Source organism: Vibrio sp. 2033 (assembly GCF_033339735.1).
The window spans coordinates 60,763-85,716 of the sequence record NZ_JAWOVC010000006.1; the positions used below are offsets into that span (position 1 = coordinate 60,763).

Consider the following 24,954-nt stretch of genomic DNA (forward strand, 5'->3'; position numbering starts at 1 on the left):
TAGATAGAAAAAGCCCTTCCTTGAGTTATCAGGGAAGGGCTTTGTTGTATTAGTTCGCCAGTTCTTGGTCGATGACTTTTTCTAGCTCGTCAAACGGCACATAGCCAGGAATGACTTGATCATTAATGATCAAGGCGGGCGTGCCGCGTAAACCAAGTTGCGTGAAATACTGATAGTTTTTATCAAGCAACGCCTTGGTCTCTTTGTCGTCGACAAGCTGTGCTTCTGTCCCCGTTTTTTTCGCGATTTGATTTAAGGAACGTGCGTCATGTGCGCCCGGTTTTTTCACCAATAACTCATGCACTTGTTCGTACTTATCTCGCTGGTTTTGCCAAACATTTAATGCGTAACTTGCCGAGTTGTAGCCGTTTTTCTCGTATTGTTCTTTAAAAGAGACATTGAGGTTAAGCACTTTTACCTGCGGATATTCCTTACCAACTTTGACCAGCTCTCCTTCTAAACGTTTACAAAAAGGGCAGCTGTAGTCTGTTACGTTAATAATGGTTAACTCAGGGTTTTCAGCACCAAAAGAGGAATGTTTGCCATCACTTAGATATTGACGAACCTCCTTCAAGGTGTCGCCAAATGACTGTTGATACGCAATGTACTCTTGAAGGTTTTGGTGCAATGAATCAAGAATTTGAGGGTTTTCTTTTAGTATCTGAGTAACTTCCTCTAGCTTTTGTTCTGCGGTCTTTTCTGATGCGAAAGATACGGCAGGTACGATAGCCATCGTTAACGCCAAAAGTGTACGAGTGAATGTCATAATATTTCCTAAAACTTTTAAATTTCGTTGTTTGTTATGTGAAGTGAATAAAATATTTACAAAAGTCAGGCAGAAAGGTCTCTCGCCTTGCTGGCTTTATTCTCTAAATACGCAAAGTTTTAGGTGAACCCGATACTTTTCCGGTATCGGTTCTGTGTATTCCAGATAACGAATTGCTGTGGTTGTCATCGGCAGCGCCACAATCAAAGCAAATAGAAAAAATGGAATAAGAATATGATCAAACTGATGTTGGTACGCTTGAACCAGCTTTTCTGAAAGGTCGCAAGATGGTGATAAATTCACACTCTCATCTTGCTGACTCTGTATTTGGTGAGCCTTCGGGCAGCTTTTCGAGAAACCAGAATTTTGGCTTAAGCATATCATCACCACCCAAAGCACGAGGGCGAGTGTCCATTTGGCTATTTTATATTGTGAGCGTAACAATGGGTCGTATAGTCCTGTTAATTCTGGTTTATGCCGTTTACATATGACCGGGCCATCCTAACCTAAATTTCGTGGCTGAATGTTACTTTCGAGTTAATCGATATTGCCTCAATGCCAAAGTATGAAGTACGTCATGAATGTTGTAGAAAGCAATATTCGTCAGAATCATTTGTTGAGTTGATGAAGAAGTCGTGAGCTATCGACATAGATTAATATACCTAATTGTTAGCACAAATTTTTATTATCTTTCAATTGTGATTGGAATCATAAAACAAAACTTCATAACTGAGTCGCGATAATGTTCGGCAGGCGGATTGATTTTGATCATCTCTCTAGCACATTATTCAGGTGAACATATGTGTTAAGTTCCACATGTGTAGGTAATGTTATGAAAATTCCTGTTCAAACTGAGCGTAAAGTTACACTGGGGTGCTACGTTGCTCTGGCGTTTGCGGTTGTGTTCTTTTCTGGTCTGATGCAATCCAACGAATGGTACGGTGTATTCGACTTTACAACGCTTAATGGCTCTTTCGGTAAAGTGGCTTACGGCGTAACGGAAGGTGCGGATGGCGAGGTACAAGCTGCGACCACATCTTTCCGTGGTACTGGCGGTAGCGGTGCTCGTGACGGTTTCATTTTCGCACTTACTTTGATTCCAACCGTTATGTTCGCATTAGGTATGATCAACGTACTTGAGCACTACGGTGCACTTGAAGCAGCTCGTAAGCTTCTTACTCCTCTTCTACGTCCTCTAATGGGCATCCCTGGTAACTCTGGTCTGGCTTTAATTGCTTCTCTACAAAGTACCGATGCAGGTGCGGCAATGACGCGTCAGCTAAAAGACGAAGGTCACCTAACTAAGCGTGAAACGGACGTATTTACCATGTTCCAGTTCACTGCAGGTGCAACCATCGTGAACTTCTTCTCATCGGGTGCTGTGCTGTTCACACTGACGATGGCTGACGGCTCTCTAGCAGTAACGTCTTCTATTGGTTTAGCAGTTGTGGTGATGTTCGCATTTAAGATCATCGGCGCGAACCTGTTCCGTATCTACCTGAACATGACGGAAGGTAAAGAAGACAAGCAAGACCAAAACAAATCAGAGAACCTAAAAGAGGAGACGGCATAATGGGTGACGTTAAAGCGAAAAAACCAATGGTGACGGATATCTTCGTCGAGGGTGCTAAGAAAGGCTGGGTAATTGCGACTACCTCTACGGTGCCTAACGTATTGATGGCGTTCGTTATCATCAAAGCGCTTCAAATCACTGGCGCGTTGGATCTGATGGGCACGGTGTTTTCTCCAATCATGGCAGTGTTTGGTCTTCCGGGTGAAGCAGCAGCGGTATTGATCGGTGCTTGGATGTCGATGGGCGGTGCGGTTGGCGTAGTGATTACGCTGTTTGACCAAGGTATCCTGAACGGTACGCACATTGCGATTCTTGCGCCTGCTATCTACCTAATGGGCTCTCAAGTTCAGTACATGGGTCGTATCATGGGTCCAATTGGTACTGAAGGTCGTTACATCCCAGTTATGATTGCAATCTCAGTATTGAACGCGTTTGGCGCAATGCTGGTGATGAATCTGTTTGTCTAGGAGTGAGTCATGCAATTCTCTCTAAATGAATATCTAGAAGAGCTACGTCCGCTGATTAATGTGGATTGTGGCACTTACACGACTGATGGTATCGAGTTTATCGCTTCTCAATTTGAAGAGAAGTACCAAGCGATGTCAGGTTGGAGCGTAAAACGCATCGACTGTGGCAGAGCGGGCATCGGTCTTGAAGTTCGAAACAAGCCGGAAGCTGAGCAAATCGACGTAATGCTGATTGGTCACATGGATACCGTGTTCCCTGTGGGTACTGCTGAGCTTCGTCCAATGTCTCAAGATGCAGAGAAAGCCTACGGTCCGGGCGTCTCGGACATGAAATCTGGCTTGCTGAACATCGTATACGCGATGCGCAATCTAGACCAAGCGGTGTTGGATAAGTTGTCTATCGATATCTGCATGAACCCAGATGAAGAGACGGGCTCTCTGGACTCTGTGGATTGGATTCAATCAGTAGCGAAAAACGCTAAGAATGTGCTGGTTGCAGAAGCAGCACGTGCAGACGGTGGTTTAGTGAAAGCGCGCAAAGGCATGGCTCGCTACAAAATGACCTTTAATGGCGTTGCTGCTCACGCAGGTAACGAGCCAGAAAACGGCCGCAGCGCAATCACTGAGATGGCGAATTGGATTCTGGCTGTCAATGCAATGACCAACTTTGAATCTGGTACTACGCTGAACGTCGGCATTGTTTCTGGCGGCAACGGTGCGAACATCGTCCCTGAGCACGCGGAAGCGATCGTGGATGTGCGTTTCTGGAGCAATGAAGAATACGATGATGTCGACAGCAAGCTAAACGGCATGCTGGAAACACCATTCGTTGATGGCGTGAGCATTGAGTTGGTTCGTGAAGCGTATAAGCCTTCTATGGTGCCAAGCCCACAAACAGAAAGTTTAATGACATTAGTTGAAGAAGCGGCAAGTGAACTGGCTATCGACATCAACTGGAAAGAAGTGGGTGGCGGCTCTGATGCAAACAACACGGCGATTCTTGGCGTTCCAACTTTGGATGGTCTAGGGCCTATCGGTGCAGGCTTCCACAGTGATCAAGAGTACTTGTTGCTTAAGTCTATTGAACCACGTATCAAAATGCTGATGCGTGTACTGGAGAAGATTGTTCAATAAGGCATTCTGCTTTTAAAGCTTGGTTCCCAAAGCTTTCGGCTTCAACTTTTTGGTTTCCAAGACTTTTTTTTCAATGCAATAATCCCCGGACTTCGGTTTGGGGATTTTTCTATCTGTGTTTCACTTTACTATCATTTCTTGTTATTAATCTTGCGTTCAGGTTCGATTAATTAATATGTTGGACATAGTCATAAATTTCGGAGGCAACGATGACCACAACAATGTCTGTAAAATCGGCGCCGAAAGACGCCAAAGATCAAACGATACAAGCGCCAGATGAGAAAAACTTCTGGCGAAAAATGAAAGGGTCGGTTAAGAAAGCGGGTGAAGAAATTGCCGTAATGGGCATAAAATCATGGCTCGCGATGGCAGATTCCAACACCTCAGTTCGCCACAAGGCTATACTAGGTGGCGCGCTGGCTTACTTCGTCCTACCAACAGATATGGTGCCAGACGTACTAGCTGGCGTCGGTTTTACCGATGATATGGCGGCACTTACCTTAGCCGCGAACTCAGTCGGTAATGCCATCACTAAAGAACACGAAGCACAAGCCAGAGAAAAACTGAATTCGATGGCGGATTAGAAAGAGTATTTCTAGACGCGGAGAAAACAAAAGCCCCGATGTTTCCATCGGGGCTTTCTTTTAGACAGGACTATATAATTTCAGAATGGTAATCGTAGAACGATTTAGGCGTCAGCGCGTTTAAGATGCACTTCTTCTTCGGCTACGCCTGCCATTGGGTCGTTGAAGCGAGCTTCATCCAATGCACCTTCTGATTTCGCAACGATGACGGTCACAGCACTATCACCAGTGATATTTACCGCGGTACGAATCATATCAAGAAGACGGTCAACACCCATGATAAGTGCAATACCCTCTAGAGGCAGGCCTACTTGGTTCAATACCATTGCCAACATTACTAGACCCACACCAGGAACTCCTGCGGTACCGATAGACGCCAGAGTTGCCGTCATGATAACCATTAGGTAATCGCCCATAGTTAAATCAATATTGAAAGCTTGAGCAATAAACGCAGTTGCTACGCCTTGCATGATCGCCGTACCGTCCATGTTCACGGTTGCACCAAGTGGTACAGTGAACGATGATACACGGTTCTCAACACCCATGCGGTGCTTTGCTGTTTCCATTGTCACTGGAATCGTCGCGTTCGATGATGCTGTAGAAAAAGCAAACATGATCGCGTCTTCCATCTTGCGTAGGAACGTAATTGGGTTTAGACCAGTGAAACCTTTTAACATCAAGCTGTAAGTGACTAGACCGTGTAGGACAAGCGTACCAGCCAGTACTAAGAAGTACTCTGCCAGATTGACGATCGCGCCCAGACCAAGACCAGTGAATAGCTTCGCCATTAAGAAGAACACCCCATAAGGCGCCAAGTTCATCAAAATCGCGACCAGCTTCATGATCACTTCATTCAGATCAGAGAAGAATGCTGCGATGCGTTCGCCTGGTTTACCCGCTGCACTGATCGCGATACCGAATAGCACGGCGAACACGATAACTTGCAGAGTTTTACCTTCTGCCATTGCGCTGATTGGGTTGGTCGGGAACATATCGATGATCACCTGACCTAAAGATGGCGCTTCGGCTGATTTGAATGAACTTGCTGCCGTTAGATCTGCCCCTGCCCCTGGCTGGAATAGAGTACCCATAGTTAGAGCAAGCGTAATCGCGATAGCCGTTGTCGTAACGTAGAAAGCGAGGGTTTTACCGCCCATGCGACCCAGTGTAGAGAGGTCTTTGAGAGAGCTAGTACCACAAACTAACGAAACAAATACTAGCGGTACAACAAGCATTTTTAAGCTGGCAACGAAGATCTGTCCACCAACTTCGAATAATCCATTAACAATGTATGCGTCGACAAATCCGTTGTCGGCAAAAAGTGTGCGAATTGCAAATCCTGTCAAGATACCCGCAACCATACCTAAAATTACGCGGCTGGTAAGCGACATCGGTTTCTTGGTATTCATGAGAACACTCCTTATAGTTATGCACCTTGAGTTCACTTCAAAGCGGCGAGCAGATTAGCAGCGGAGTGAGAAAATACGAAAGAATAATCCTCTAAATGGTTAATAGATGTGAACTTTATCACTAATAAAAATGGAATTTTAACCAAATATTAACGAATTGGCTGGATAAAAAGTTTGTATTTTAACACTTTTATCGAATATACAACCGATAACAAAGAGGATTTACAATAAATTCTAATAAGAGATAGAGTGCATACTCTCTTTGAGTGGATGCATTTCTGCATAACTATTTAAGTTATATTCAGGCTAGCGGTCGCTTCTTTAGGGATAATTTAGTATTGAGTGTTCATCAGAGCCAACGAACCCTTTATGCTTTCATATTTGTCAACTCAATGATGGTTGGCAAGTGTAGTTAGTTGGAGGTGATCCCAGCTCCAATAACTTTGACTGGTATTTTTAATCCCTCCAACCCAATAGCATTGTTTCGCTCGTATTAAGCCTTCCAAACACTGCTTGCCAGCCTCAGTGATACGGACGCTTTGTTCCCACCAGTGCCTTTCACGTGACTCAATCGTGATCAAAGGTGTTTGACACTGTGCTAGAGGGAGGAGTAACGCGTAAAACATCACGTCTCCTAGGTAAGGAAGAGGTTCTAGTTGTTGATATTGCTCAAACCAATCTTTGATGGGAATTGAACGATTTTGCGAGCTCAAGACCTTTAGTGCGAGGTGTTGTGTCAAGCTCAATCCAGTTTGTGAATTAGGTAACTCTTGCAAATGGCGTTTAAGCACGTTGAATATATTGGGCAAGCAATCCAGGTTATGCTGCTGAATCAAATTAACTATGGAAATAGGTGTCGGTGATGTAATAGCGTGCCAACACCGTTTAGCCTGACTGAATAATTTTGCTGTCACAGGTTTACGGTATCGCCAACAAGAACGAATAGCTTCTTCAGGCAACTGCCCAAAGCCGATGAATCGTTCAGTGCCCGGGAACTGGTTCAACTCAATGATCTCTATCACTTTATTCTCTACATTCTCTAACTGTGTTAGAGCACGAATTAGCATCAATTGATCATAACTGTCATGTTCGACCCAAAAGACGATTCGTTCAAATACATCACTTTGCAACAGATCGAGGTTTGATTGTTCCAATGTGACTATATCTTGAACCGAGTCTTCACGCTTCATCACAGGCAGCAGAGTCTCTACGACATATTGGGCACGAATGGCAAGGAAGTTCTGCGGTGTTGCTGGTATGGGGCCAATACAAAGCGGATCGATCAGGGCTAAAAATGTCCCTTCAAATCCACTGGTTTTAAGCTGTTGTTGTATATCGTGACCGCAACGAACGTGTAGCGTTTTTACTTTCGCATCTAGGGGCGGTTTTTGTTGTTTGATGGCTAGTTTGTGCGCTTCTAGCTCTTCGACATGAGCTTTTAGTTTACTCCAACTGGATAAGCCAAGTTCTCTTGCGAGTGCATGTTGAACGTCAGCCAATTGAATTGTATTGGGAGCCAAAGATTCTGGTTTGGAGTGAAATCGCTTAACTAACTCCAACATGGCGTCATCGTATAGGCGGATAGCTTTGAGCCTTTTTTTAGCAATGGATTTTTGCTGATTGATATTGATCGAGAAGCTATTTGTAGAGTTCATATTTCACCTTTCTTATTTCTTCCACACTCGCCTATATAGAAGCAAAAAAGAAGGTAAAAACAGATTGTGCCTGCTAAACCAAGCAGGTGAGGATATTGCCGTGAACCGAGTTCTTTCCGCGAGTGTTGGGTGCTTTAGGCATGAGCAGAGTGATAGTAGGTGGTCGCTATCCTTCGTGCAACCTTTTGTGAGAGTGTAGCGTCACAAAATGGCCGTTTCTCTATATTTAGGGAGAATCAATAGCCGATAACACTAGCGATTCAACTCAATACCACTGTTGCTAGACTCGAGTTTCTACACTTTTGAGTAAAGTACGATAAAGCGCTTGAGTCGCAGGACCACTTTTGGCTCCTTTGGGCAAAGTGAGGTGCAGCGCAACTTGATATTGATGGGAGTGTTCGATCTCCAATACGTTAATTTTATCGCTCTTGCGGGTTGCGACTAAGTGCGCTGGTAGCCGACAAAATCCAGCGCCTTGCTCTACGGCGTGAAAAGCGTGGTCGAAGTTATCGACGGTAATACGCTGACGTGCGCGTAACCAACCCACATCTCTTTTCGTTTTGTCTGAATCACCTAAGTCACGGATGACAATTTGGCTGGTGGTTGCAAAATCGTCGATGGAAACATGCGGCTTTTTAGCGAGTGGATGGTGTGCTGCGATTACAGGTAGCATGGTTGTTACGCCAAATGCTTCGGCAGGGTAGTTGGTTATCGGTAAGTTGATGATTGCGATGTCAGCGAGCTCATTTACGACCATTTCGGTTGTTTTGCTCAGTGACGTTTCAACCACTTGAACGGAGGTCGTGTTGTTGTCCTCCAAAAATTGACTGAGTGGTGCATAAAGCCAACAAGGGTCACAAAGATGATCTATTGCGACCGTGATTTGAGATTCCACCCCACTTTTTAACTGCTCGCTGATGACTTCTAGTTCCCGCGCTTGTTCAAGCATGGATTGTGCACGACGCAGTATGGTTTTGCCGTGCTCTGTCAAACCCGCTTTGCGCCCTCGTACTTCGATAAGTTGAATACCAAGTTGGTCTTCTAACTTCCTCACCGAGTAGATCAATGTGGTATGGCTCTTGTTGAGCAGTAAAGCTGCGGATTGAATGCTGCCTTCTTGATTAATCGCTTGTAGCGTTTGCCATTGTTCTAAGGTCGTTTTTAGTCTCATGAGTCAATTTTTTAGACAGTTAATGGCGAAATTATGAACTTTTCTGTCAGTTTTATAAAGGTAATAATCTTGTCATCGAAAACGAGTCAATAAGAAGAGGAGACTCAAGATGGCGAAATTATTGCAAGTTGATTTTGAATTTCATGGTCCGTTTGGTGACGAGATGTCGAATGCTCTGGTCGACTTAGCTAAGTCGATTAACCAAGAGCCGGGCATGATTTGGAAAATCTGGACGGAAAGCGAAAAAGACAAACTCGGTGGCGGTATCTATCTTTTTGAAGATGAAGCCACGGCGCAAGCTTATCTCGAAATGCATGCCGCACGCTTACGAAAAATGGGCGTAGTCGAAGTACGAGGTCAAATTTTCGATATCAATGTGCCGTTAACGACGCTCAATCAAGGGCCTATTAGAGGATAAGGAGATGATGACCAACCGCACTTTTCTAACCGTTCATGGTGTCGTATATACGGTATTCGCTTTTGCGTTGTTTTTTGTACCAACCATAATGTGGCCGATGTATGGAGTACAAATTAACGACCAGTACGCGCTGTTTTTATCGCAGCATACTTCGATCTTTTTAGGTGGAATCGCAGCGGTGAGTTTGATGTTACGTAATGTGGAATCAGGGCATACTGCGAAACAGCTGTTTAAAGCATTATTGATTACTAATGGCTTAGGGGCAGTGATAACTACCTATGCCGGCATTATCGGAGTATTTGTCGGTTTTGGTTGGAGTGACCCAATATTCTTTGTCTTGCTTAGTTTGATTACGTACAAGCAATTAAGAGTGCAATAGAAAAAGCCCTGCTGTTTCTAGCAGGGCTTTGTCATATTTGGTTTAATTAGCGATCTAAATTCAACTTATGATTCGCTTTTGTACGCGTAGTTATAGTAGCCGTATCCATAGCCGTATGAGTTAGATGCTTTTTTCTCAACTGCATTGAGAATCACACCTTTAACTTCAACGCCTGATTGCTCGAAGCGACCTTGCGCGACTTCAATCTCCTTCAAAGTCGTTTGATCAAAACGAGCGACCATCAGAGTTGTTCCTGCAAGCGCGCCAACAATGCTTGGGTCGGTAACTGCGAGTACAGGCGGCGTATCGATGATGACTAGATCGTATTGTGCAGACATCTCGTCAACAAAGCTCTTGAAGCGAGGGTGCATAAGAAGTTCTGACGGATTTGGTGGTACTTGGCCGCGAGTCACAACATCTAAATTATCAATGGATGTAGATTTAATGATGTTGCTAAGGGATGTCTTACCGCTCAAGTAATCAGAAAGACCGTTGTCCCAGCGTAGACCGAAGCATTGCTGCAAATAACCTTTACGCATATCCGCATCAATAAGCAGCACTTTCTGACCGGTTTTCGCAGCGACGGCCGCAAAGTTGGTCGATACAAATGTTTTGCCGATAGATGGTGCAGGACCTGAAATCATAAGAACGTTATTCTTCGCTTCCATCATTGCAAAGTGCAAGCTAGTGCGAAGACTACGTAGAGCCTCAATGGAAAGATCGGCTGGGTTAGCTTCCGCTAGAAGGACTAGCTCATTGTTGCTGCCTTTGTTGCGCTTAAGCTTGTTTGCAAATTCCAGTTGTTGAATAGATTTTGGAACGCTTGCGTAAACTGGCATGCCAATCTGTTCAATTTGATCTGGTGTTTCCACACCACGGTGGAATGCTGCACGAATTAATACGAAAGCCACGCCTGCCATACCGCCAAGCAGTGTTGCTAGCACAACGATAAGCGCTTTTTTCGGCTTGATTGGCTTAGAGAAAGATTGAGCGTTATCTAAGATTCGAACGTTGCCAACTGTTCCGGCTTTAATAATGTTGAGCTCTTGAACCTTGTTCAATAGTTGGATGTAGATTTGTTGGTTTACTTCTACATCGCGTGTCATACGTAGAACTTCACGCTGTGTTTTCGGTAACTTTTGAACTTGTTTATTAAGACGTTCTTTCTCTTTTAGTAGTGTTTCACGTTTATCAAGTAGCGACTTATAAGCTGGGTGATCCTGTGTGAAGCGTTGGCTGATCTCACTTTCTTTGAATGTAAGCTCATTTAGCTGTGCTTCTAACTCAACCATTACTTTCAGCGTTGACTGAGCTTCAAGGCCTAAATCGATAGATTCATTTTCTTGACGGAATCGATTTAAAACGTCTTCAGAAGCGGTCAGTTTTGTTTTGATGTCTGGGAGGTGACCTTTCAAGAACTCGAGGCTTTGCTCTGCCTCTGCAGAATTTCTTTGAACGTTTTGTAAGAAGTAGTTTTGGCTAATGTCGTTCAAGATATCTTGAATCTTAGCGCGGTCTTCACCAGAGAAGCTTAAAGATATAATCCCGGTTTGCTTACCACGTTCGCTAATCGATAAGTTTTCTTGAAGTTTATTAATTGCATCTAATTTACTGATTTTGCTGACCGTGAATGAGTCACCAGTTTGAGCCACAAGTTCAGTCGCCAAAAATTGGTATCCATTCTTCTCAAGCAGTTCACCAACTTTACCTTCTAAAATGACGTTATTGTCATCTTCTAAGAGCCTGAACGTCTGTTTTTCAGAATCAATAACTTCAAGAGTTAAAGGAACGCCAACTGCGTAAGAAGGAGCATTAAATCGTGAAACGCTCAGACTGATTTGCTCACCTTGTAGTCGAGCTAGGCCTTTACCAATAATTGGCATGTAGTTTGGAGAAACGACAGTCGTTAAGTTGAACTTATCAACAGTACCGCCCAAGATCATACGAGATTTGATGATCTCTATTTCTGTTGTCGCTGATGATTCTGCTGAAAACAGCTCTCCCATATCACCAACCATCGCTGAAATACCACCTGAACTCTTACTTTCGATTTGGATAAGAGCGTCAGCTTTATAGATAGGTGTTGATAGAATGGCAACGCCGACGCCTATAATCGAAAATAGGACTACGGTACATAGAATGAGCCATTTGGCATCGAGAATGATCCCAAATAACTTTCCCAAATCGATCTCATCGTCGGCTTGACGTGATTGCTTAATAGTTTGTGTTGTCATTACTTTAACTTCTTAAATACCTTGCCATTGGCGTTTATTTAGCCTTGCGGCTTATAGTTTTTGAGACCACGCTTTTGCTGCTTTTTCTATAAGCGTATATGCATGTTCGAAAGCTTCTCTACTTTGTCTGTATGGATCAGGGATGTTTTGTTCATTTATCCACTGTCCAAACAGCATCGTTTTACCTCGTGCCTCAGGAGCGATTTTGGTTAAGGCTTCTAAATGACCTTTTTCCATAACCAATATCAGATCGTATTGAGCGCAAAGCTCAGGTGTTAATTGTCGTGCTTCGTGTCCATCTAAGCTTACGCTATGTTCGTTCGCGATAGTGGTTGCCATCTCGTCAGCAGCTTTTCCCGTTAGATGGCTCTTATCTACTGCGATTCCTGCTGATGCGACATGTTTGTTTGGTAGTAAAGACTGCAAAAGCCGCTCTCCTGTTGGAGAGCGGCAAATATTACCGACACAGACGACAAGAATATTAGAAAACAAATGCTTACCCTACTTTAAGTTGTATGCTTATGATCTCAACTGAATTGCTGGTTTCTTTATATTGCGCAATTGAGCTGAGTAGCTATCGATTACGTGCCGCAAGAGATAATTTTCTTGCGGCACGTTGTTTTACGGCCAAGTGCGTACTCGTAGTACACCTTCAGTTAGTTCATTAAAGCCGGAAATGGTTGGAACGAGCTGAGCAATCACACGATTCCAACGACTAACAGGTGCAGCCGTCACATAGACTATGTCGTAAGGGTTGAGATCAAACTCAGTACCAATCACCAAAGCAGAAGCGTCAGAAACATCTAGCTGATAAATGTCCGCCATTTTAGCTTCTTCTTTTGAACGTCTGATGACAAACACACCGGTAGCATCTGCGGAGATTTCACTGATACCACCAACGCTGCTAAGAGCCTCAGTAAGGCTCATGCCGCTACGATCAATTTTGAGTAATTTCGGATCGTTAACCTCGCCCATAACAAATACTTTTTGCGCATCGTTTCGAGGAATATGAACAATATCGCCAGGCTTTAGAAGGCGGTTTTGAGTTAAATCGCCTTGTTGCATCAGAGCATACAAAGAGACGTTTTCAACAACGCCATTGCGTGTCAGTGTCGCATTACGCCAATCAGCCTCGGCAGCCAGTCCGCCAGCTCTATTCACAGCATCTAGAAGTGTAAGGGGGATGTTTGTAATTGGTTGTTGTCCTGGCTTGTTAACTTCGCCAGTTACATAAGTCTTTTTAGAGCGAAATGCCGCAACGCTTACATCGACCTGTGGGCTCTCAATGTATTTTGCAAGGCGGCTTGCAATGTCTGCACGAATCTGACGTACGTTTTTGCCTTCAACATGTACGACACCTATGTAAGGGTAGAAGATCGTGCCATCCGAATGCACCCAGTTACCCGCTTCGGCTGAGCTTCGGTATGAGCCCGCTGGGATCGTTAGCTCTGGGTGATCCCAAATAGTGATATTTAGGATATCGCCAGGTCCTACTTCGTATTCATATTTTGCGATTTCAATATCTAACTCTGGGTTTGGTTTTGAAAAAGGGTCCACTGAATTTAAAGACGTTACGCGCTCCAAAGTTAAGGGATAAACGGTAACCTGAGACTCTATATCACTCGATTCAGTGCTCATTACTGTTTTGTCACTGACCGAAAGGTGGCTACCAGGCAAAGTACACCCTGTAAGAAGGATAGGAAGTACTGATATCCCCAAAAATTTATTAAATGTGTTCATTGGTTTATAACTACCGAAAGAAAGTTTGCCGACTGAAATTGATTCATTCTAATTGAACTGCATTTCATCAATATTGATGATTTACTGCAGTTTTAAGCCTTTAGAAAGCGAGTCCATTCAGAATTATTTGTGTAATAAACACTCCAAATGGCTGCTAGCGACTTAGAGCTCTTAGTTTCATTAATGAAGGTGTGAAAATCCGACCCACAAAAAATAGTCAACTATTATCCATCTGGTTGCAATAAAGGCAACAAGTTACTTGAAAAAATACTGACGAATACATGACAAAATTGTGTCTATTTAACGTTAATGAGATGAATGCATGATTTTGCACAAGCAAACAGGCAAGAATGTGAAAAAACTCATGCCAAAGTTGTATGCATCCTATTTACACTATATGCAACTGCCGTTATGCTTCCTGTTGCGGTCGGATATAACAACAAATATTGGAGCTAATTTTGAAAATCAAACTTTTAACGGCAAGTGTGGCAGCAGTCCTACTAGCAGGTTGTGGTAGTGACAGCGATCCTGAGGTAAAAAGATACTCAGTTCAGGCTTATGACCCAGCTGTTATCGGCATGAAAGTTCAAGCAGTATGTGGTGGTGAGACATACGACGCTATTGAAAATACAACAAACTATGAAGGTATGGTTGGTAAAGCGCGTTTTGAAAATATCAACGTTGTAAATGCGCCAGGTGATTGTGCTTTCGTATTAACGCACACAGAAGATAGTAAAGACGCGTCAAATGGTAAACCTATTACATCTGACTACAAAATCCCTCAAGGCCTAGCCCAGACGGATTCATTGGTAACAGGCTCTCCATTTACGACTTTGGTTGCTAACTCTTTAAAAGATGGTGAAGTATACTCTTCTGATATCGCTGAAAAAGTATTCGAGAATTTGGGTATCGATATCAATGCAAGTGGTAAAACAGTTGACGAAATCCTTCGTGATACAGAATCTGTAGTAGCAGGACTTGGTAGTGAGGGTGGTAACAGCGCACTTGCTACTCAGCTAGTTGCAACAGCAAACGTTGTATCAGATATCATCAAAGCGAACCCAACAGCTTCGCCTGAAGCTGTAGCTGTTGCTGCAAAAGCAATAACAGAAGATGTAATCGCGGCGAACCCAAATTATCCTGAGAATGATTCGGGTGATGTTATCTACGTAACGATTCCAGCTGAAGATACTCAGAAAGTTGTTGCTGATGTACAAGAGGCTATTGATAACGACACTCCACTAGAAGATATCGAACCTGAAGTACCACAAATCCCAGATGCGGAAGTCGGTGAGCCAATTGAACCTGAAGATCCACCGGGTCCAGGCACTGGCGCGACAGGCGGTAACTAAGCAAGTTTTTGCTGATAAATTCTAAAGGCCTCTTCAGAGGCCTTTTTTGATCCTATCGTATTGTAGTCATCACCTTTTAGTGAGCCCTTTTCTGTTTAAGTAAGGCAGGATGTGCGGACGTGATTCGCCAGCCAGTTTACTGGTGACTTCTTGCGACCAAGTACTCTGTTTTTGATTGCTCGAACGGTTTGCATAGTAGTTTTGCATGGTTTGGTCATACGTCTGAATATCATCCAAGTTTAGGTCTTGATACTGATTCTCATGCACCACGACATGCTTAGGTAGGCGAGGTTTTACTTCAGGGGCTTGATCTGGATGACCAAGACACATACCAAATAAAATGGCGGTATTTTTAGGTAAACCTAATAATTCGTCTACTTTTGGGGCATTGTTTCGTAAACCACCAATATACACGCCTCCTAGCCCCATCGACTCCGCCGCAAGCAAGCAATTTTGTGCCATGATCCCCGAGTCTACAGCGCCTATTAGTGTTAACTCGGTAAAATCAGCTTGAATATCTGGGTTGATACTGGCATGGCGCTGGTAATCAATACAAAACACCAAAAACTCAGCCGCGCTTTCAACGTACCCTTGATTTCCGGCATATTGAGCTAATAGCGTACGTTTTTCTTTGTCGGTCACGCGGATAATTGAAACGACTTGCAACATGCTTGATGAGGACGCCGCAAGGCCGGCTTGAAGAATGGCATCTAACTGTTCGCTCTCAATCGGTTGTGAGGTGAATTTTCGAATTGAGCGGTGATTGAGAATTGTTTGAATCGTGCTGTTCATGGTGACTTAACATCCCCTGTTACGTTAAAGGCTGAAGACTCACCTTAGCGACATTTGATGAGTCGGTAAACTATCTCAAAAGAAAAACAATGCTTGGCGCATAAGTGTGAAGACGATTCGAGATTACACCACTCGTTCTGTTTGAGAGCGTATATACTGTTTTTAGAATCAATAATTTAAATGCAGTGGAAAATATGAAAGAACTCATTGTTCATACAGTTACGGTGTTTATGGGCTTCTTTGCCATCATGAACCCTATCGCCAATATTCCCATCTTTTTGAGTTTAACTGCTGATGAAGATAAAGAAACCATCCGTTCCATTGCGCTCCGCTCGGTTTTTATTGCATTTATTATCATCGCGATATTTTCTATTGCCGGTAAGTTAATTTTTGATTTGTTTGGTATCACGCTTTATGCATTGCGAATAACAGGCGGCATTTTGGTGTTTTTGATAGGTTTTAACATGCTTCAAGGTGATTCGACGCATCAGAAAACCAAAGAGAAGGCGTATTCACCAGCTCAGCAACGGGCGGCATTGAGTATTGCAGTGTCTCCACTGGCGATGCCAATATTAGCTGGGCCTGGAACGATTGCTACCGCGATGAACTTTGCGACAGCGGGTGGTTTCGATCAAACCATTATTACTATCGTTTCTTTCGCTGTCCTCTGTGTGATCACCTATGTACTGTTTTTATTTGGAGACAAATTGGTCAAAGCGGTTGGACCAAGTGCTCTAAATGTTGTGACTAAAATGATGGGCTTAATTCTAGCGGTTATTGGTACTCAAATGTTCATTGATGGCGCGGGCGAAGCCTATAAAACGGTTTTCTCCTAGATTTCTCTTAGACCTTGCCACCTTGGTTAAGCCCGCAATTACATTTCTAACGGGTACGGATTTTTTGAACTTTAGTTTTCATTTTCTAAGAGAGAAATAAATAGACTTCACCTATTTCAATAATAAGAATATTCAATTGTTGTGATTGCACGAATTTCATTACTCTTTTGGCAAGGAGAATGGGGGATATATGGCAACAAAAGCAATTGTAGTAGAAGGTGGCGCGATGCGAGGCGTCTTCGCAAGCGGAGTGTTAGATGCGTTTTTAGAGCAGAGTTATAAACCGTTTGATTTTGCAATCGGTGTATCTGCTGGTGCATCAAATTTGATTGGGTATTTGACCGACTACCCACATCGCAGTATTAACGTCATTACTAAGCTGGCCACAAGCAAACGCTTTTTTGACCCAACTCGCTTCGTTAAAGGTGGGGACCTCATTGATGTGAAGTGGCTGTTTGAAGAATCTAATCGCTTGTATCCCGTCGATGAAAATAAACTGTTTAATGGCGTTCCTTTTCTCGCAGCGACAACAAATGTAGATACAGGGCAAGCAGATTACTATCGCGTGACACGTGATAATTTTCACCATGCGATTGAAGCGACAACAGCATTGCCGATTGCCTACAAGCATACCCCTTGTTTTTCTGGCGGTTGTTATACCGATGGTGGGGTCGCTGACTCTATACCAGTGCGTGAGGCTTATCGTCGAGGGGCTCGCGATATAACCGTAGTACTCTCTCACCCGCTGAATTATGCCAAAAAGCCAGTTAAGACCACATGGCTGATGAAGAAACTGTTTGCGGAGCACCCCAAAATGGCGGATGCGATGTTAAGACGTGCAGATAACTATAATCAATCATTAGAGTTTATTCGTAACCCTCCACCAGGAACACATGTTAGGGTAATTGCCCCACCAGATAATTTTCATGTTCAGCGCTTATCAATGCGACAATCCGTTTTACTAGAAGGGTATGAAATGGGGCTGATTGAGGGGCGAGCGCATCTCACTAGTTTATCTGGTGTTCATGGTTTAGACCGGGAAAATTGTCATTTTTGCGTTTGATTATAAAAGAGCCTCATAGTGAGGCTCTTTTGCGTAACGTTCAAAGGGTGATTTAGTTGACTTTATCCCAAGCCATCTCCCAGTGTGAACCTATTCCAGGCTCGTAATGGTTTGCGCTTTCTTTCCACTGCATACAGTAACCAGAGTATGGGAAAGGTTTACATTGATAAATGCCCCCGTCGCTGGCAAGCACTTTTGTGCCCGCCGTGTAGCTAGATAGTCCTTCAGGGAAGACAAAATCGTACTCACCAGATGGTGGTGGCGTTACTGGATCTTCTTTTAAGTGAAAGTCGAGCGTTTGCTGATCCACCAAGTTGCCATCTTTATCCTTAATACGTGTTACGAGCATATGGTGACCCGGCTCCGATTTACTTAAAGCGAGCGATATCGCTTCTACCGAGCCGTCTTTCATTTCGTTTGCCCAACTTGCAAGTGGTTCGCGATGGTGATTGTAAACGGTGAGTTCTGCATTTAAATCGCCTTCAGCAGTTAGTGTCAGATCCAACGTTGTCGGTGTTGACTCAATGATATATTCGTCTGCTAAGCCATCTACTGTGAGTGAGTATTCTGGAACAGGAGTTTCAATGTTATAGCCGATCTCTACTCGCTCAAGGCCGCTATTTGCTTGCAGATACACCGGATTAGTACCATAAACAGGAGTGAATTTATCCTCTGCATACTGCCCGGCTTGCAGTTTTGCTTGTTCTTGGTTTAGCTTAGTCGCGAGTGCGTAAGACCAGTTTTTCGCTTGGCCCATTGCTGCATCGGTAATTTCTAGTTTAGTTCTATACGCTATGTTTTCACCTGCTTGATCAAATACGCGCGTATAAACCGAATCCCCAATATTTAAATCCATTGTAGGAATAATTTGACCGCCTTGCTTCCAATCTGGAATAACGGGACTGTCACCATCAAATTTCACATCGATCACGTTATAAAATGAGGCTGCAGTGTCGCCAACATCCCATACTGCCAGAATGACATGGTATCCCTCGCGAGTAGGCACATTACATTGATGGCTTACCTGTTTCGGGGGTTGAACCATATTGCCGTTGACGACACAGAAAGGAGTTAGATCAAAAGAGTCTCGTGATAGTGAAGCGTTTGGGTTCCAATCAGGCTTGGTGATGTAATATTTCCAGTCGCGCGTCACGTGGTTAGCGGTAAATGTCCATTCAAAAGTTTGTGTACCTGCTTGAATAGTGCGTTTTACCCAACGGTCGGCAGTTTGCTCATCAAGGGCAGCTGCTAAAGCGGTTTCGGCACTCGCTATTTTACCATCGCGAGGCCCTGTTTCGGGAAAGCCATCAGGGCCTTCAACGCTTTGCGGTTCATATTGAATCGCACCGCAGTTATTATTTTTTTCGTTAGTATCTGGCGTTGGATACTTACATAGTGCCGAGCGACTTGCAGCGACACCACCATTGGTTTCTGATACATAACCGTGAGCCGCAGCACCTGAGCTAATGCTTGCAAGTGCTAACGCGAGTACGGATTTGGTTGGAAATGATTTCATCACATGTCCTCTGTTATGGCTGACAAACTAGTGTCACACCCCGGCGCATGCTGAGCATAAAGCAACGCTACAGAAATTGGACTTCTGTAACACTGCGTCATGGTAACCCCGCTATCATGAGCATTCTTTTAGATTTTTAAATGCAGACAGACCGGAAGCTTTGCGTCCCACCCTTTCGAATGGTTTGCCGAAATGTGATTGAGCAGCCAAAATTTAGCTTAAGAATTTACATGTGGAAAAGTAAACGTCACTGACATGGAATCCTGTTCTCAAATTGAAAGATAACGATATCTTAACCTCGTCAATATTGTGCAGTGTCGTCTTGCAAGGTATTGATTTTAATTTTGTTTTTATCTTTTTTATAGTCATGGTGAATGGGTGGAGGTTTGTTGGGGATAAGTGGAGAGGAATCGTGCTAAGGGTGGAAGAAGTTCTGTCTAAAGGGCGGAGTGTACCGCCCTTTGAATGGTGTTATTTCGGCATGATGACAGTATCAATCACGTGAATGACACCGTTTTTAGCTTTCACATCGGTTGCAATGACATTTGCATCGTTAACCATGACTTTATCGCCCATGGTTTTAATCATGACATCTTGCCCCTGAACCGTAGTCGCTTTGTCTAGCTTAACAACATCGGCAGCCATCACTTTCCCTGGGACGACGTGATAAGTCAAAACAGATACTAACTTGTCTTTGTTTTCCGGCATTAAGAGCATGTCGACTGTGCCGTCTGGCAGTTTTGCAAAAGCGTCATCCGTTGGTGCAAAAACAGTAAATGGGCCTTCCCCTTTGAGAGTGTCAACCAGGCCCGCTGCTTTCACCGCAGCAACAAGCGTATTGAAAGAGCCATTTTCAGCGGCAACGTCGACAATATCGGCTTTCATCATGCCATGCTCATGAGCCTTGACGGGCAGCATAAAAGATAACGTCGCCATCAGTGTCGCCGCGATAACTAAGATACGTTTGAACATAATGTGTTCCTTACTAGTTGAGGGTACAACGGGTTCCCTGGAGTGTGTTGGCATTTGTACGCATTGTGATTGAGAGATGATCATCGCGTCCTACTTTCTTTTGAGGGTCTAACATGTCGCGCAAGAATTCGTCTGCCTTCTTGTTTCACATCGGCTCGTTTCCGCCACGTCCATAAGCGCTCTCTTGCTGCCTTAGCTGCGTTGTCTGGTGTGATAATAGGTGCAAGGTAACGGCTATCTGGCTGCAACTGATACATGACAACTTCCATCTGGGTCATTGTCCAAGGCTCGAATAAAAGAGGGGGAGGAACCATTTGCAATTCAGGTACCCACTTGTAGATGAACGTGCCGTCAGGATCATGTTCTTGGGCTTGCTTGATCGGATTATAAATACGGATTGTGTTAGTCCCGGTTACTCCTGCTTGCATTTGGAATTGTGGGTAATGAATTCCGGGCTCAAAGTCGAGAAACAGTTGCGCTAAATGCGTTACACCTACTCGCCAATTCATGTTCATGTGGTGAGTAAGAAAGCTAACCAGCATGGCACGCATGCGAAAGTTAATGTAACCAGTGTGGTGCAAACAGCGCATGCAGGCATCAATCAAAGGTACGCCAGTATGCCCGGATTTCCATGCTGCTAACTTTTCTTCATCGAAAGTACTACTTTGTTTAATCAATGGTTCGTAAGCCCGATTAACGCAGTAAAACTCCATGTCGTATTCCGATTCGAATTTTTGGATGAAGTGACAGTGCCAATGAAGCCGTGAAGACAATGCAATTAAGCTGCGACGAAACCCAGCGACTTGCCAGTGTTTCAAAAGGTATTGATAAACTTCACGCAAGGATATGTTACCCCAAGCGAGATACGGAGAAAGTCGAGTACAGGCTGTGCGTGAGGCTGTGGGACTAGAAATGCTTCGATAGTAATCACGACCTCGACGATGAAAAAAGTCCTCTAGTGTTTTCCAAGCGAGCCGGCTTCCTCCCGTTTGCATTCCTTTGCATTTTGATAGCCAGGATGATGGTGGCGAAAACGAACAGCCGAGAGCTTCTGCATCCAATGAATGCAATAAGTCGGTTTGGAGCTCAATAGGGCTTATTGAGGCTCTCATGACAGAGTCCCAATGTTTGTCCCAACCTTGCCGGTTTTTTGCACCTCTGATAACAGCACCGTGTTCGAACTCAAACCAGTCGATGTTCTGCTTATACAGCCAAGCGGCAACTTGTTTGTCGCGCTCAAAGGTGCAGTTGAGTCCTATTTCTTGGTGAGAAAAAACAGCGTTGATTTGATATTGCGCTTGAATTGATTGGAAACATGCTAAGGCATCGTCAAACAGCACCGTGATTCGATGCCCATATGCTTTGAGCGTCTCATCCATGTCTTGCAGTGACTGCCAAACAAATCGCCAGTGGCGCTCAGAATAGTGTGGGTTGTTCAATAGCAATGGTTCAACAATATACAAAAGCACAGTTGGGTGCTTTGTTGATAATGCTTGAGTTAGTGGTTGATGGTCAGTCAGCCTTAAATCTCGTTTTAACCACACGACATTGATTGTTTGCATCGGAATCCTCTTTGTTTCCGATGTTGTACGCAAGTAAACCGAAGAAATCTCATCCAATGATCGGTTTTATTCTACAAAACGTAGAGGTAACTTTCAGGGAGGTGACACATGGCAATACCATTGAGTAAGTTACAAAAATACTTCTATGTAGACAAATTGGTCATTCATTCGCTTGATCTCGCATTGTACCAGGCATCTGTCGTGATTGATGGAGAAGCGCAATTTATCACTGATGACAACGGTATCTTTTTGAGGGCTCATTCCCTGATCGAGATGCAAAAGAAGTGCAGGAATATCAAAGCAAATAAGCAGGTTTTAGTACATCAAAGTGCTTATGATGAAATGGTGGGGCTACCCGAAGGCAAAAGAAACAATCAACTAGAGGTATTGGTGAGGGATACAAAATTGTACTGAAAGAGTATTGGTGCGCAGTAAAAGCGAGCCACCTTACGGCAGCTCGCTAAATATAAGGAGAGTTGGGCTTAGTCTTGTTTACGCTGCGCTTCTTTTTGCGCGTACTTAGCGGCACGTCGGGCTTCTCTTTGCTTGGCACTTTCACCACCAACATGCTGCTCGCCTCGCTGCTCTGCAAGAACAACTTGTTTTTCACGCTCGCGGAATCGAGCAATTTGTTCTTCTGAGTGTGTGCCGTGACATTTTGGACAGCTCACGCCTTGCTCGAACAATTCTGACTGTTTGTCTTCTTCAGTGATCGGTAGACGACAAGCGTTACATAAATCGTAATCTGCTTTTTCTAGCTGGTGGTTCACTGCAACACGACCGTCAAATACGTAACAATCGCCTTCCCACATGCTCTCTTCTTGAGGAACTTCTTCAAGATATTTAAGAATGCCGCCTTCTAGGTGGTAGACCTCATCAAAGCCCTGTTCTTTCATGTAAGCCGTTGATTTTTCGCAGCGGATACCACCGGTACAGAACATCGCAACTTTCTTGTGTTTTGCCGGGTCCATGTTTTCTTTTACATAGTCTGGGAATTCACGAAAGGTTTCAGTATTTGGGTTTACAGCGCCTTTGAATGTCCCGATCTCGATTTCGTAATCATTACGTGTATCGACAACAAACACTTCAGGATCAGCAATAAGATCGTTCCACTCTTGAGGTTTCACGTAAGTACCCACTACGTGGCGAGGGTCTATACCTTCAACACCTAATGTTACGATCTCTTTTTTCAGTTTCACTTTGGTGCGATTGAATGGCTGGGTCTCAGAATACGACTCTTTGTATACGGTGCCAGTCAAACGAGGTTCGTTGTTTAGCCACTCCAGTAGCGTATCAATACCTGCACGATCAGATGCAACAGTACCGTTGATACCTTCACTTGCCAGTAGTAATGTTCCGCGAATATGGTGTTTTTCCATCAACGCAAGTAATGGCTCGCGTAGCTCTTGATAGTTATTCAGCTCAACAAACTTGTACAGCGCACAAACTACATACTGACTCATGAGGTTTCCTTTAAAAATACAGGTGGTCAACGACCTTAAAATTTTAGCGGCACGAAGTATACCTGACTAAACTAGTCGGAAATACGGACAAATTATACGGATATTATGAGTAGGCGGGGCCTGGCGGTCTTTGATAGGGGGAGCATGTCCGCAGGTGAAGCCGCTATGTGTTCAAATTATAAGCATTAATTATAGTGGGTTAGGTAGGTTGGAGCCGATACTTTTGGTTTAAATTTATGCTGTTTTGGGCCCTTCAAAAAAGTTAGGCGCAAGAAGCACCAAGTAATCACCGGAGTCATTGACAAGGAAAGGACATGTCGCAGTTTTATACATGAGGTGGTGAGGGATAAAGGTTTAGGGACAAAGAGTGAATGACTGATCGCCATTGTTCATAAACCGCTATAAACGCCTTTTCATCAAATACTAAAAAGGCGTATTTCTAACGTCTGTCCTGCTTATTTCAACGCAGCTGCGGTCTGTTTACCCATGGCAATGAGCCTGTCGAGAATGCGTTCACCGTCGGCACGCAAACCGTTGTGCTCGTACTCGTTGGTGATCCACGCTTTTGAATTTGGGATTAACGCGAGCGTCTCTCGGCTGATATCCATTTCAACAAACATATCATCGGCGTAAACGGCGCAACTGACAGGCACTTTATTTTGAGCCAGTTGAGTTTGATCGTACAGCGCAGCCCAATCGTCTTTCGCGGCCAATATTTCTGCGGCGTCTTTTAGTGGTTTGAGGTTGACGTATTGGTCGAACATCCACGGGAAGACCATTTCCCCCGTAAAGTAAAATGGCTGGCCAGGTTCATAATTAAACTCTGTTCGGGTTTGGCGAACACGGTGCGCACTCCAATTCGACGCAAAGCCTTGGCAGTAAATCGATTCATGCAAAATGGCGTAGATCGGGTTGGTTTGGAAGTTTTGCTGCGCCAACATATCGTTCAAGAACTCATAGCGAAGTTGTGGTTTGCTGTTCACTTCAATCAACGCACTTTCTAGCCAATAGTAAGTCGGCAAGAAAGTATCACTCACACCAAAGTTGATGCCGATTTGTTGAAATTGCTCCACCGTGAAGCGTTGACCATTTGGTAGGTACTCTTCATTTTCCAGCAAGTGATTCGCAATGTTTTGGCAAAGTTGTTGCGCACTTGGAAATTGTTGGAAGAACGCTTGGTTTTTCTCCATGGTGCGTTTGAAGGTGGCTTCATACACATCGTCGGCATGACGCGAGACTGATGGCACGCCACCTGTGATGTAGCTTTGTAGCAAGCTGTCTGGGAACAAAGACAAATAGGTGAGGGAGCAAAACCCCCCAAAGCTTTGACCTAAGATCGCCCATTTTTCGACGCCAAATTGCTCACGAATGTATTCCGCGTCGCGCACGATGTTATCCGCTCGGAAGTGGCTCAAGTAGTCTGCTTGTTTTTCTGGCGTGAGGTGAGCAAGCGTCTGGTGATTAATTACGCTGCTGTTGCCCGTACCGCGCTGGTCGAGAAGCAAAACTCGGTACTCTTGCAGGGCGCGTTTTACCCAGCCATTATTGCCGTTTTGACGTGGAGAGGGAAAGCCAGGCCCGCCCTGAAAGTAAACCAACCAAGGTTTGGTCGATTCTTCATCGCCAACTAGGCAAACCGCACGGGCGAAGACTTCAATGGTGCCTTTGCTCGCGTCTTGGTAATCCAGAGGAACGGTAAAACCGTGGGGAGTGTAATGCAATCCTGCGTCGATAAATGATTGAGCGTTCATTGTTATCTTTATTTCCTTATTGAGGGGTAGCGCTACTTTACTGCGAATGGCGCGAAGAACCAACGCTATTTCCCAATTGCCTCTTCAGTTCTATACCTTGGTCAAATCAATGTAAGT

The 24,954-nt window shown here is 44.2% G+C and carries 24 protein-coding genes and 1 riboswitch; of the genes, 10 read left to right on the forward strand and 14 right to left on the reverse strand.

Annotated elements, in window-relative coordinates; all coding sequences use genetic code 11:
• Positions 1-49: 49 nt before the first annotated feature.
• The gene (locus R7P74_RS10370) at positions 50-766 is read right to left on the reverse strand and encodes a DsbA family protein (protein ID WP_005374842.1); all 717 of its coding nucleotides are present in this window, start codon (positions 764-766) and stop codon (positions 50-52) included.
• A gap of 96 nt (positions 767-862) precedes the next feature.
• Entirely contained in the window at positions 863-1,150 is a 288-nt protein-coding gene (locus R7P74_RS10375) for a hypothetical protein (protein ID WP_049872671.1), read from the reverse strand.
• A gap of 448 nt (positions 1,151-1,598) precedes the next feature.
• Between R7P74_RS10375 and R7P74_RS10380 the strand changes: the two genes are divergently transcribed.
• From R7P74_RS10380 to R7P74_RS10395, 4 genes are all read left to right on the forward strand, one after another.
• Complete coding sequence (locus R7P74_RS10380; RefSeq protein WP_213891063.1) at positions 1,599-2,339, forward strand: nucleoside recognition domain-containing protein; 741 nt, start codon at positions 1,599-1,601, stop codon at positions 2,337-2,339.
• Complete coding sequence (locus tag R7P74_RS10385; RefSeq protein ID WP_005374849.1) at positions 2,339-2,806, forward strand: YjiG family protein; 468 nt, start codon at positions 2,339-2,341, stop codon at positions 2,804-2,806. Before R7P74_RS10380 ends, R7P74_RS10385 begins: the two co-directional genes overlap by 1 nt.
• Positions 2,807-2,815: 9 nt before the next feature.
• Positions 2,816-3,940 (forward strand): M20 family metallopeptidase, encoded by a 1,125-nt coding sequence (locus tag R7P74_RS10390; protein ID WP_318122832.1) that lies wholly within the window; start codon positions 2,816-2,818, stop codon positions 3,938-3,940.
• 209 nt (positions 3,941-4,149) lie between these two features.
• A complete protein-coding gene (locus R7P74_RS10395) occupies positions 4,150-4,524 on the forward strand; it encodes a YkvA family protein (RefSeq protein WP_225473747.1) in 375 nt (124 codons plus the stop codon).
• Between the two features lie 104 nt (positions 4,525-4,628).
• Here the strand turns inward: R7P74_RS10395 and R7P74_RS10400 are convergent, their stop codons facing one another.
• From R7P74_RS10400 to R7P74_RS10410, 3 genes are all read right to left on the reverse strand, one after another.
• On the reverse strand, positions 4,629-5,933 hold the full coding sequence (locus tag R7P74_RS10400) for a dicarboxylate/amino acid:cation symporter (protein ID WP_017820133.1): 1,305 nt from the start codon (positions 5,931-5,933) through the stop codon (positions 4,629-4,631).
• 389 nt (positions 5,934-6,322) lie between these two features.
• The gene (locus R7P74_RS10405; RefSeq protein WP_085569412.1) at positions 6,323-7,588 is read right to left on the reverse strand and encodes a DUF1835 domain-containing protein; all 1,266 of its coding nucleotides are present in this window, start codon (positions 7,586-7,588) and stop codon (positions 6,323-6,325) included.
• 280 nt (positions 7,589-7,868) lie between these two features.
• The gene (locus R7P74_RS10410) at positions 7,869-8,759 is read right to left on the reverse strand and encodes a LysR family transcriptional regulator (RefSeq protein WP_042521726.1); all 891 of its coding nucleotides are present in this window, start codon (positions 8,757-8,759) and stop codon (positions 7,869-7,871) included.
• A 109-nt stretch (positions 8,760-8,868) separates the two neighbouring features.
• Here R7P74_RS10410 and R7P74_RS10415 point away from each other — a divergent pair, with 109 nt between their 5' ends.
• Both R7P74_RS10415 and R7P74_RS10420 read left to right on the forward strand, forming a co-directional pair.
• On the forward strand, positions 8,869-9,177 hold the full coding sequence (locus R7P74_RS10415; protein ID WP_005374871.1) for a monooxygenase: 309 nt from the start codon (positions 8,869-8,871) through the stop codon (positions 9,175-9,177).
• Positions 9,178-9,184: 7 nt separating this feature from the next.
• A complete protein-coding gene (locus tag R7P74_RS10420) occupies positions 9,185-9,556 on the forward strand; it encodes a hypothetical protein (RefSeq protein ID WP_017634450.1) in 372 nt (123 codons plus the stop codon).
• A 65-nt stretch (positions 9,557-9,621) separates the two neighbouring features.
• On the opposite strand, the gene R7P74_RS10425 is transcribed toward R7P74_RS10420, so the two are convergent.
• The 3 genes from R7P74_RS10425 to R7P74_RS10435 all read right to left on the reverse strand — a co-directional run bounded on the left by R7P74_RS10425 (position 9,622) and on the right by R7P74_RS10435 (position 13,530).
• Positions 9,622-11,790: a polysaccharide biosynthesis tyrosine autokinase gene (locus R7P74_RS10425; RefSeq protein WP_005374875.1), complete on the reverse strand. Its 2,169-nt coding sequence runs from the start codon at positions 11,788-11,790 to the stop codon at positions 9,622-9,624.
• Positions 11,791-11,841: 51 nt separating this feature from the next.
• Positions 11,842-12,282 (reverse strand): arsenate reductase/protein-tyrosine-phosphatase family protein, encoded by a 441-nt coding sequence (locus tag R7P74_RS10430; protein ID WP_031780905.1) that lies wholly within the window; start codon positions 12,280-12,282, stop codon positions 11,842-11,844.
• 129 nt (positions 12,283-12,411) lie between these two features.
• Positions 12,412-13,530 (reverse strand): polysaccharide export protein, encoded by a 1,119-nt coding sequence (locus R7P74_RS10435; protein WP_017820139.1) that lies wholly within the window; start codon positions 13,528-13,530, stop codon positions 12,412-12,414.
• A gap of 458 nt (positions 13,531-13,988) precedes the next feature.
• Here R7P74_RS10435 and R7P74_RS10440 point away from each other — a divergent pair, with 458 nt between their 5' ends.
• Positions 13,989-14,882 (forward strand): hypothetical protein, encoded by an 894-nt coding sequence (locus tag R7P74_RS10440; RefSeq protein WP_017820140.1) that lies wholly within the window; start codon positions 13,989-13,991, stop codon positions 14,880-14,882.
• A gap of 69 nt (positions 14,883-14,951) precedes the next feature.
• Here R7P74_RS10440 and nfsA read toward each other — a convergent pair whose 3' ends face one another.
• Complete coding sequence (gene nfsA / locus R7P74_RS10445; protein WP_149191710.1) at positions 14,952-15,674, reverse strand: oxygen-insensitive NADPH nitroreductase; 723 nt, start codon at positions 15,672-15,674, stop codon at positions 14,952-14,954.
• A 194-nt stretch (positions 15,675-15,868) separates the two neighbouring features.
• On the opposite strand from nfsA, the gene R7P74_RS10450 reads away from it, so the two are divergent.
• Both R7P74_RS10450 and R7P74_RS10455 read left to right on the forward strand, forming a co-directional pair.
• Entirely contained in the window at positions 15,869-16,510 is a 642-nt protein-coding gene (locus tag R7P74_RS10450; RefSeq protein WP_005374889.1) for a MarC family protein, read from the forward strand.
• Between the two features lie 190 nt (positions 16,511-16,700).
• Complete coding sequence (locus tag R7P74_RS10455; RefSeq protein WP_017634445.1) at positions 16,701-17,573, forward strand: patatin-like phospholipase family protein; 873 nt, start codon at positions 16,701-16,703, stop codon at positions 17,571-17,573.
• Between the two features lie 52 nt (positions 17,574-17,625).
• Here R7P74_RS10455 and gbpA read toward each other — a convergent pair whose 3' ends face one another.
• From gbpA to R7P74_RS10470, 3 genes are all read right to left on the reverse strand, one after another.
• On the reverse strand, positions 17,626-19,089 hold the full coding sequence (gene gbpA / locus R7P74_RS10460) for an N-acetylglucosamine-binding protein GbpA (protein WP_225473745.1): 1,464 nt from the start codon (positions 19,087-19,089) through the stop codon (positions 17,626-17,628).
• 98 nt (positions 19,090-19,187) lie between these two features.
• A riboswitch (cyclic di-GMP riboswitch) is annotated at positions 19,188-19,288 on the reverse strand.
• A gap of 272 nt (positions 19,289-19,560) precedes the next feature.
• Positions 19,561-20,061: a fasciclin domain-containing protein gene (locus R7P74_RS10465; RefSeq protein ID WP_005384595.1), complete on the reverse strand. Its 501-nt coding sequence runs from the start codon at positions 20,059-20,061 to the stop codon at positions 19,561-19,563.
• An 80-nt stretch (positions 20,062-20,141) separates the two neighbouring features.
• Positions 20,142-21,623, reverse strand: coding sequence for a cryptochrome/deoxyribodipyrimidine photo-lyase family protein (locus R7P74_RS10470; protein WP_225473742.1), 1,482 nt, complete (start codon positions 21,621-21,623; stop codon positions 20,142-20,144).
• 108 nt (positions 21,624-21,731) lie between these two features.
• Between R7P74_RS10470 and R7P74_RS10475 the strand changes: the two genes are divergently transcribed.
• Positions 21,732-22,037, forward strand: coding sequence for a DUF6482 family protein (locus R7P74_RS10475; protein ID WP_136976810.1), 306 nt, complete (start codon positions 21,732-21,734; stop codon positions 22,035-22,037).
• Positions 22,038-22,105: 68 nt separating this feature from the next.
• Here the strand turns inward: R7P74_RS10475 and trhO are convergent, their stop codons facing one another.
• A complete protein-coding gene (gene trhO, locus R7P74_RS10480) occupies positions 22,106-23,086 on the reverse strand; it encodes an oxygen-dependent tRNA uridine(34) hydroxylase TrhO (protein WP_005374899.1) in 981 nt (326 codons plus the stop codon).
• A gap of 455 nt (positions 23,087-23,541) precedes the next feature.
• Positions 23,542-24,837 (reverse strand): alpha/beta fold hydrolase, encoded by a 1,296-nt coding sequence (locus tag R7P74_RS10485; RefSeq protein ID WP_225473741.1) that lies wholly within the window; start codon positions 24,835-24,837, stop codon positions 23,542-23,544.
• Positions 24,838-24,954: the final 117 nt, after the last annotated feature.

Excerpts from the sequence above, each read along its gene's own strand:
- R7P74_RS10435 (WP_017820139.1), bottom strand. The coding sequence starts at position 13,530 with ATGAACACATTTAATAAATTTTTGGGGATATCAGTACTTCCTATCCTT.
- R7P74_RS10375 (WP_049872671.1), bottom strand. The coding sequence starts at position 1,150 with ATGATATGCTTAAGCCAAAATTCTGGTTTCTCGAAAAGCTGCCCGAAG.
- R7P74_RS10380 (WP_213891063.1), top strand. The coding sequence starts at position 1,599 with ATGAAAATTCCTGTTCAAACTGAGCGTAAAGTTACACTGGGGTGCTAC.
- R7P74_RS10475 (WP_136976810.1), top strand. The coding sequence starts at position 21,732 with ATGGCAATACCATTGAGTAAGTTACAAAAATACTTCTATGTAGACAAA.
- R7P74_RS10410 (WP_042521726.1), bottom strand. The coding sequence starts at position 8,759 with ATGAGACTAAAAACGACCTTAGAACAATGGCAAACGCTACAAGCGATT.
- trhO (WP_005374899.1), bottom strand. The coding sequence starts at position 23,086 with ATGAGTCAGTATGTAGTTTGTGCGCTGTACAAGTTTGTTGAGCTGAAT.
- R7P74_RS10370 (WP_005374842.1), bottom strand. The coding sequence starts at position 766 with ATGACATTCACTCGTACACTTTTGGCGTTAACGATGGCTATCGTACCT.
- R7P74_RS10470 (WP_225473742.1), bottom strand. The coding sequence starts at position 21,623 with ATGCAAACAATCAATGTCGTGTGGTTAAAACGAGATTTAAGGCTGACT.
- R7P74_RS10400 (WP_017820133.1), bottom strand. The coding sequence starts at position 5,933 with ATGAATACCAAGAAACCGATGTCGCTTACCAGCCGCGTAATTTTAGGT.
- nfsA (WP_149191710.1), bottom strand. The coding sequence starts at position 15,674 with ATGAACAGCACGATTCAAACAATTCTCAATCACCGCTCAATTCGAAAA.
- R7P74_RS10450 (WP_005374889.1), top strand. The coding sequence starts at position 15,869 with ATGAAAGAACTCATTGTTCATACAGTTACGGTGTTTATGGGCTTCTTT.
- R7P74_RS10405 (WP_085569412.1), bottom strand. The coding sequence starts at position 7,588 with ATGAACTCTACAAATAGCTTCTCGATCAATATCAATCAGCAAAAATCC.
- R7P74_RS10390 (WP_318122832.1), top strand. The coding sequence starts at position 2,816 with ATGCAATTCTCTCTAAATGAATATCTAGAAGAGCTACGTCCGCTGATT.
- R7P74_RS10395 (WP_225473747.1), top strand. The coding sequence starts at position 4,150 with ATGACCACAACAATGTCTGTAAAATCGGCGCCGAAAGACGCCAAAGAT.
- R7P74_RS10385 (WP_005374849.1), top strand. The coding sequence starts at position 2,339 with ATGGGTGACGTTAAAGCGAAAAAACCAATGGTGACGGATATCTTCGTC.
- R7P74_RS10485 (WP_225473741.1), bottom strand. The coding sequence starts at position 24,837 with ATGAACGCTCAATCATTTATCGACGCAGGATTGCATTACACTCCCCAC.
- R7P74_RS10425 (WP_005374875.1), bottom strand. The coding sequence starts at position 11,790 with ATGACAACACAAACTATTAAGCAATCACGTCAAGCCGACGATGAGATC.
- R7P74_RS10465 (WP_005384595.1), bottom strand. The coding sequence starts at position 20,061 with ATGTTCAAACGTATCTTAGTTATCGCGGCGACACTGATGGCGACGTTA.
- gbpA (WP_225473745.1), bottom strand. The coding sequence starts at position 19,089 with ATGAAATCATTTCCAACCAAATCCGTACTCGCGTTAGCACTTGCAAGC.
- R7P74_RS10455 (WP_017634445.1), top strand. The coding sequence starts at position 16,701 with ATGGCAACAAAAGCAATTGTAGTAGAAGGTGGCGCGATGCGAGGCGTC.
- R7P74_RS10420 (WP_017634450.1), top strand. The coding sequence starts at position 9,185 with ATGACCAACCGCACTTTTCTAACCGTTCATGGTGTCGTATATACGGTA.
- R7P74_RS10415 (WP_005374871.1), top strand. The coding sequence starts at position 8,869 with ATGGCGAAATTATTGCAAGTTGATTTTGAATTTCATGGTCCGTTTGGT.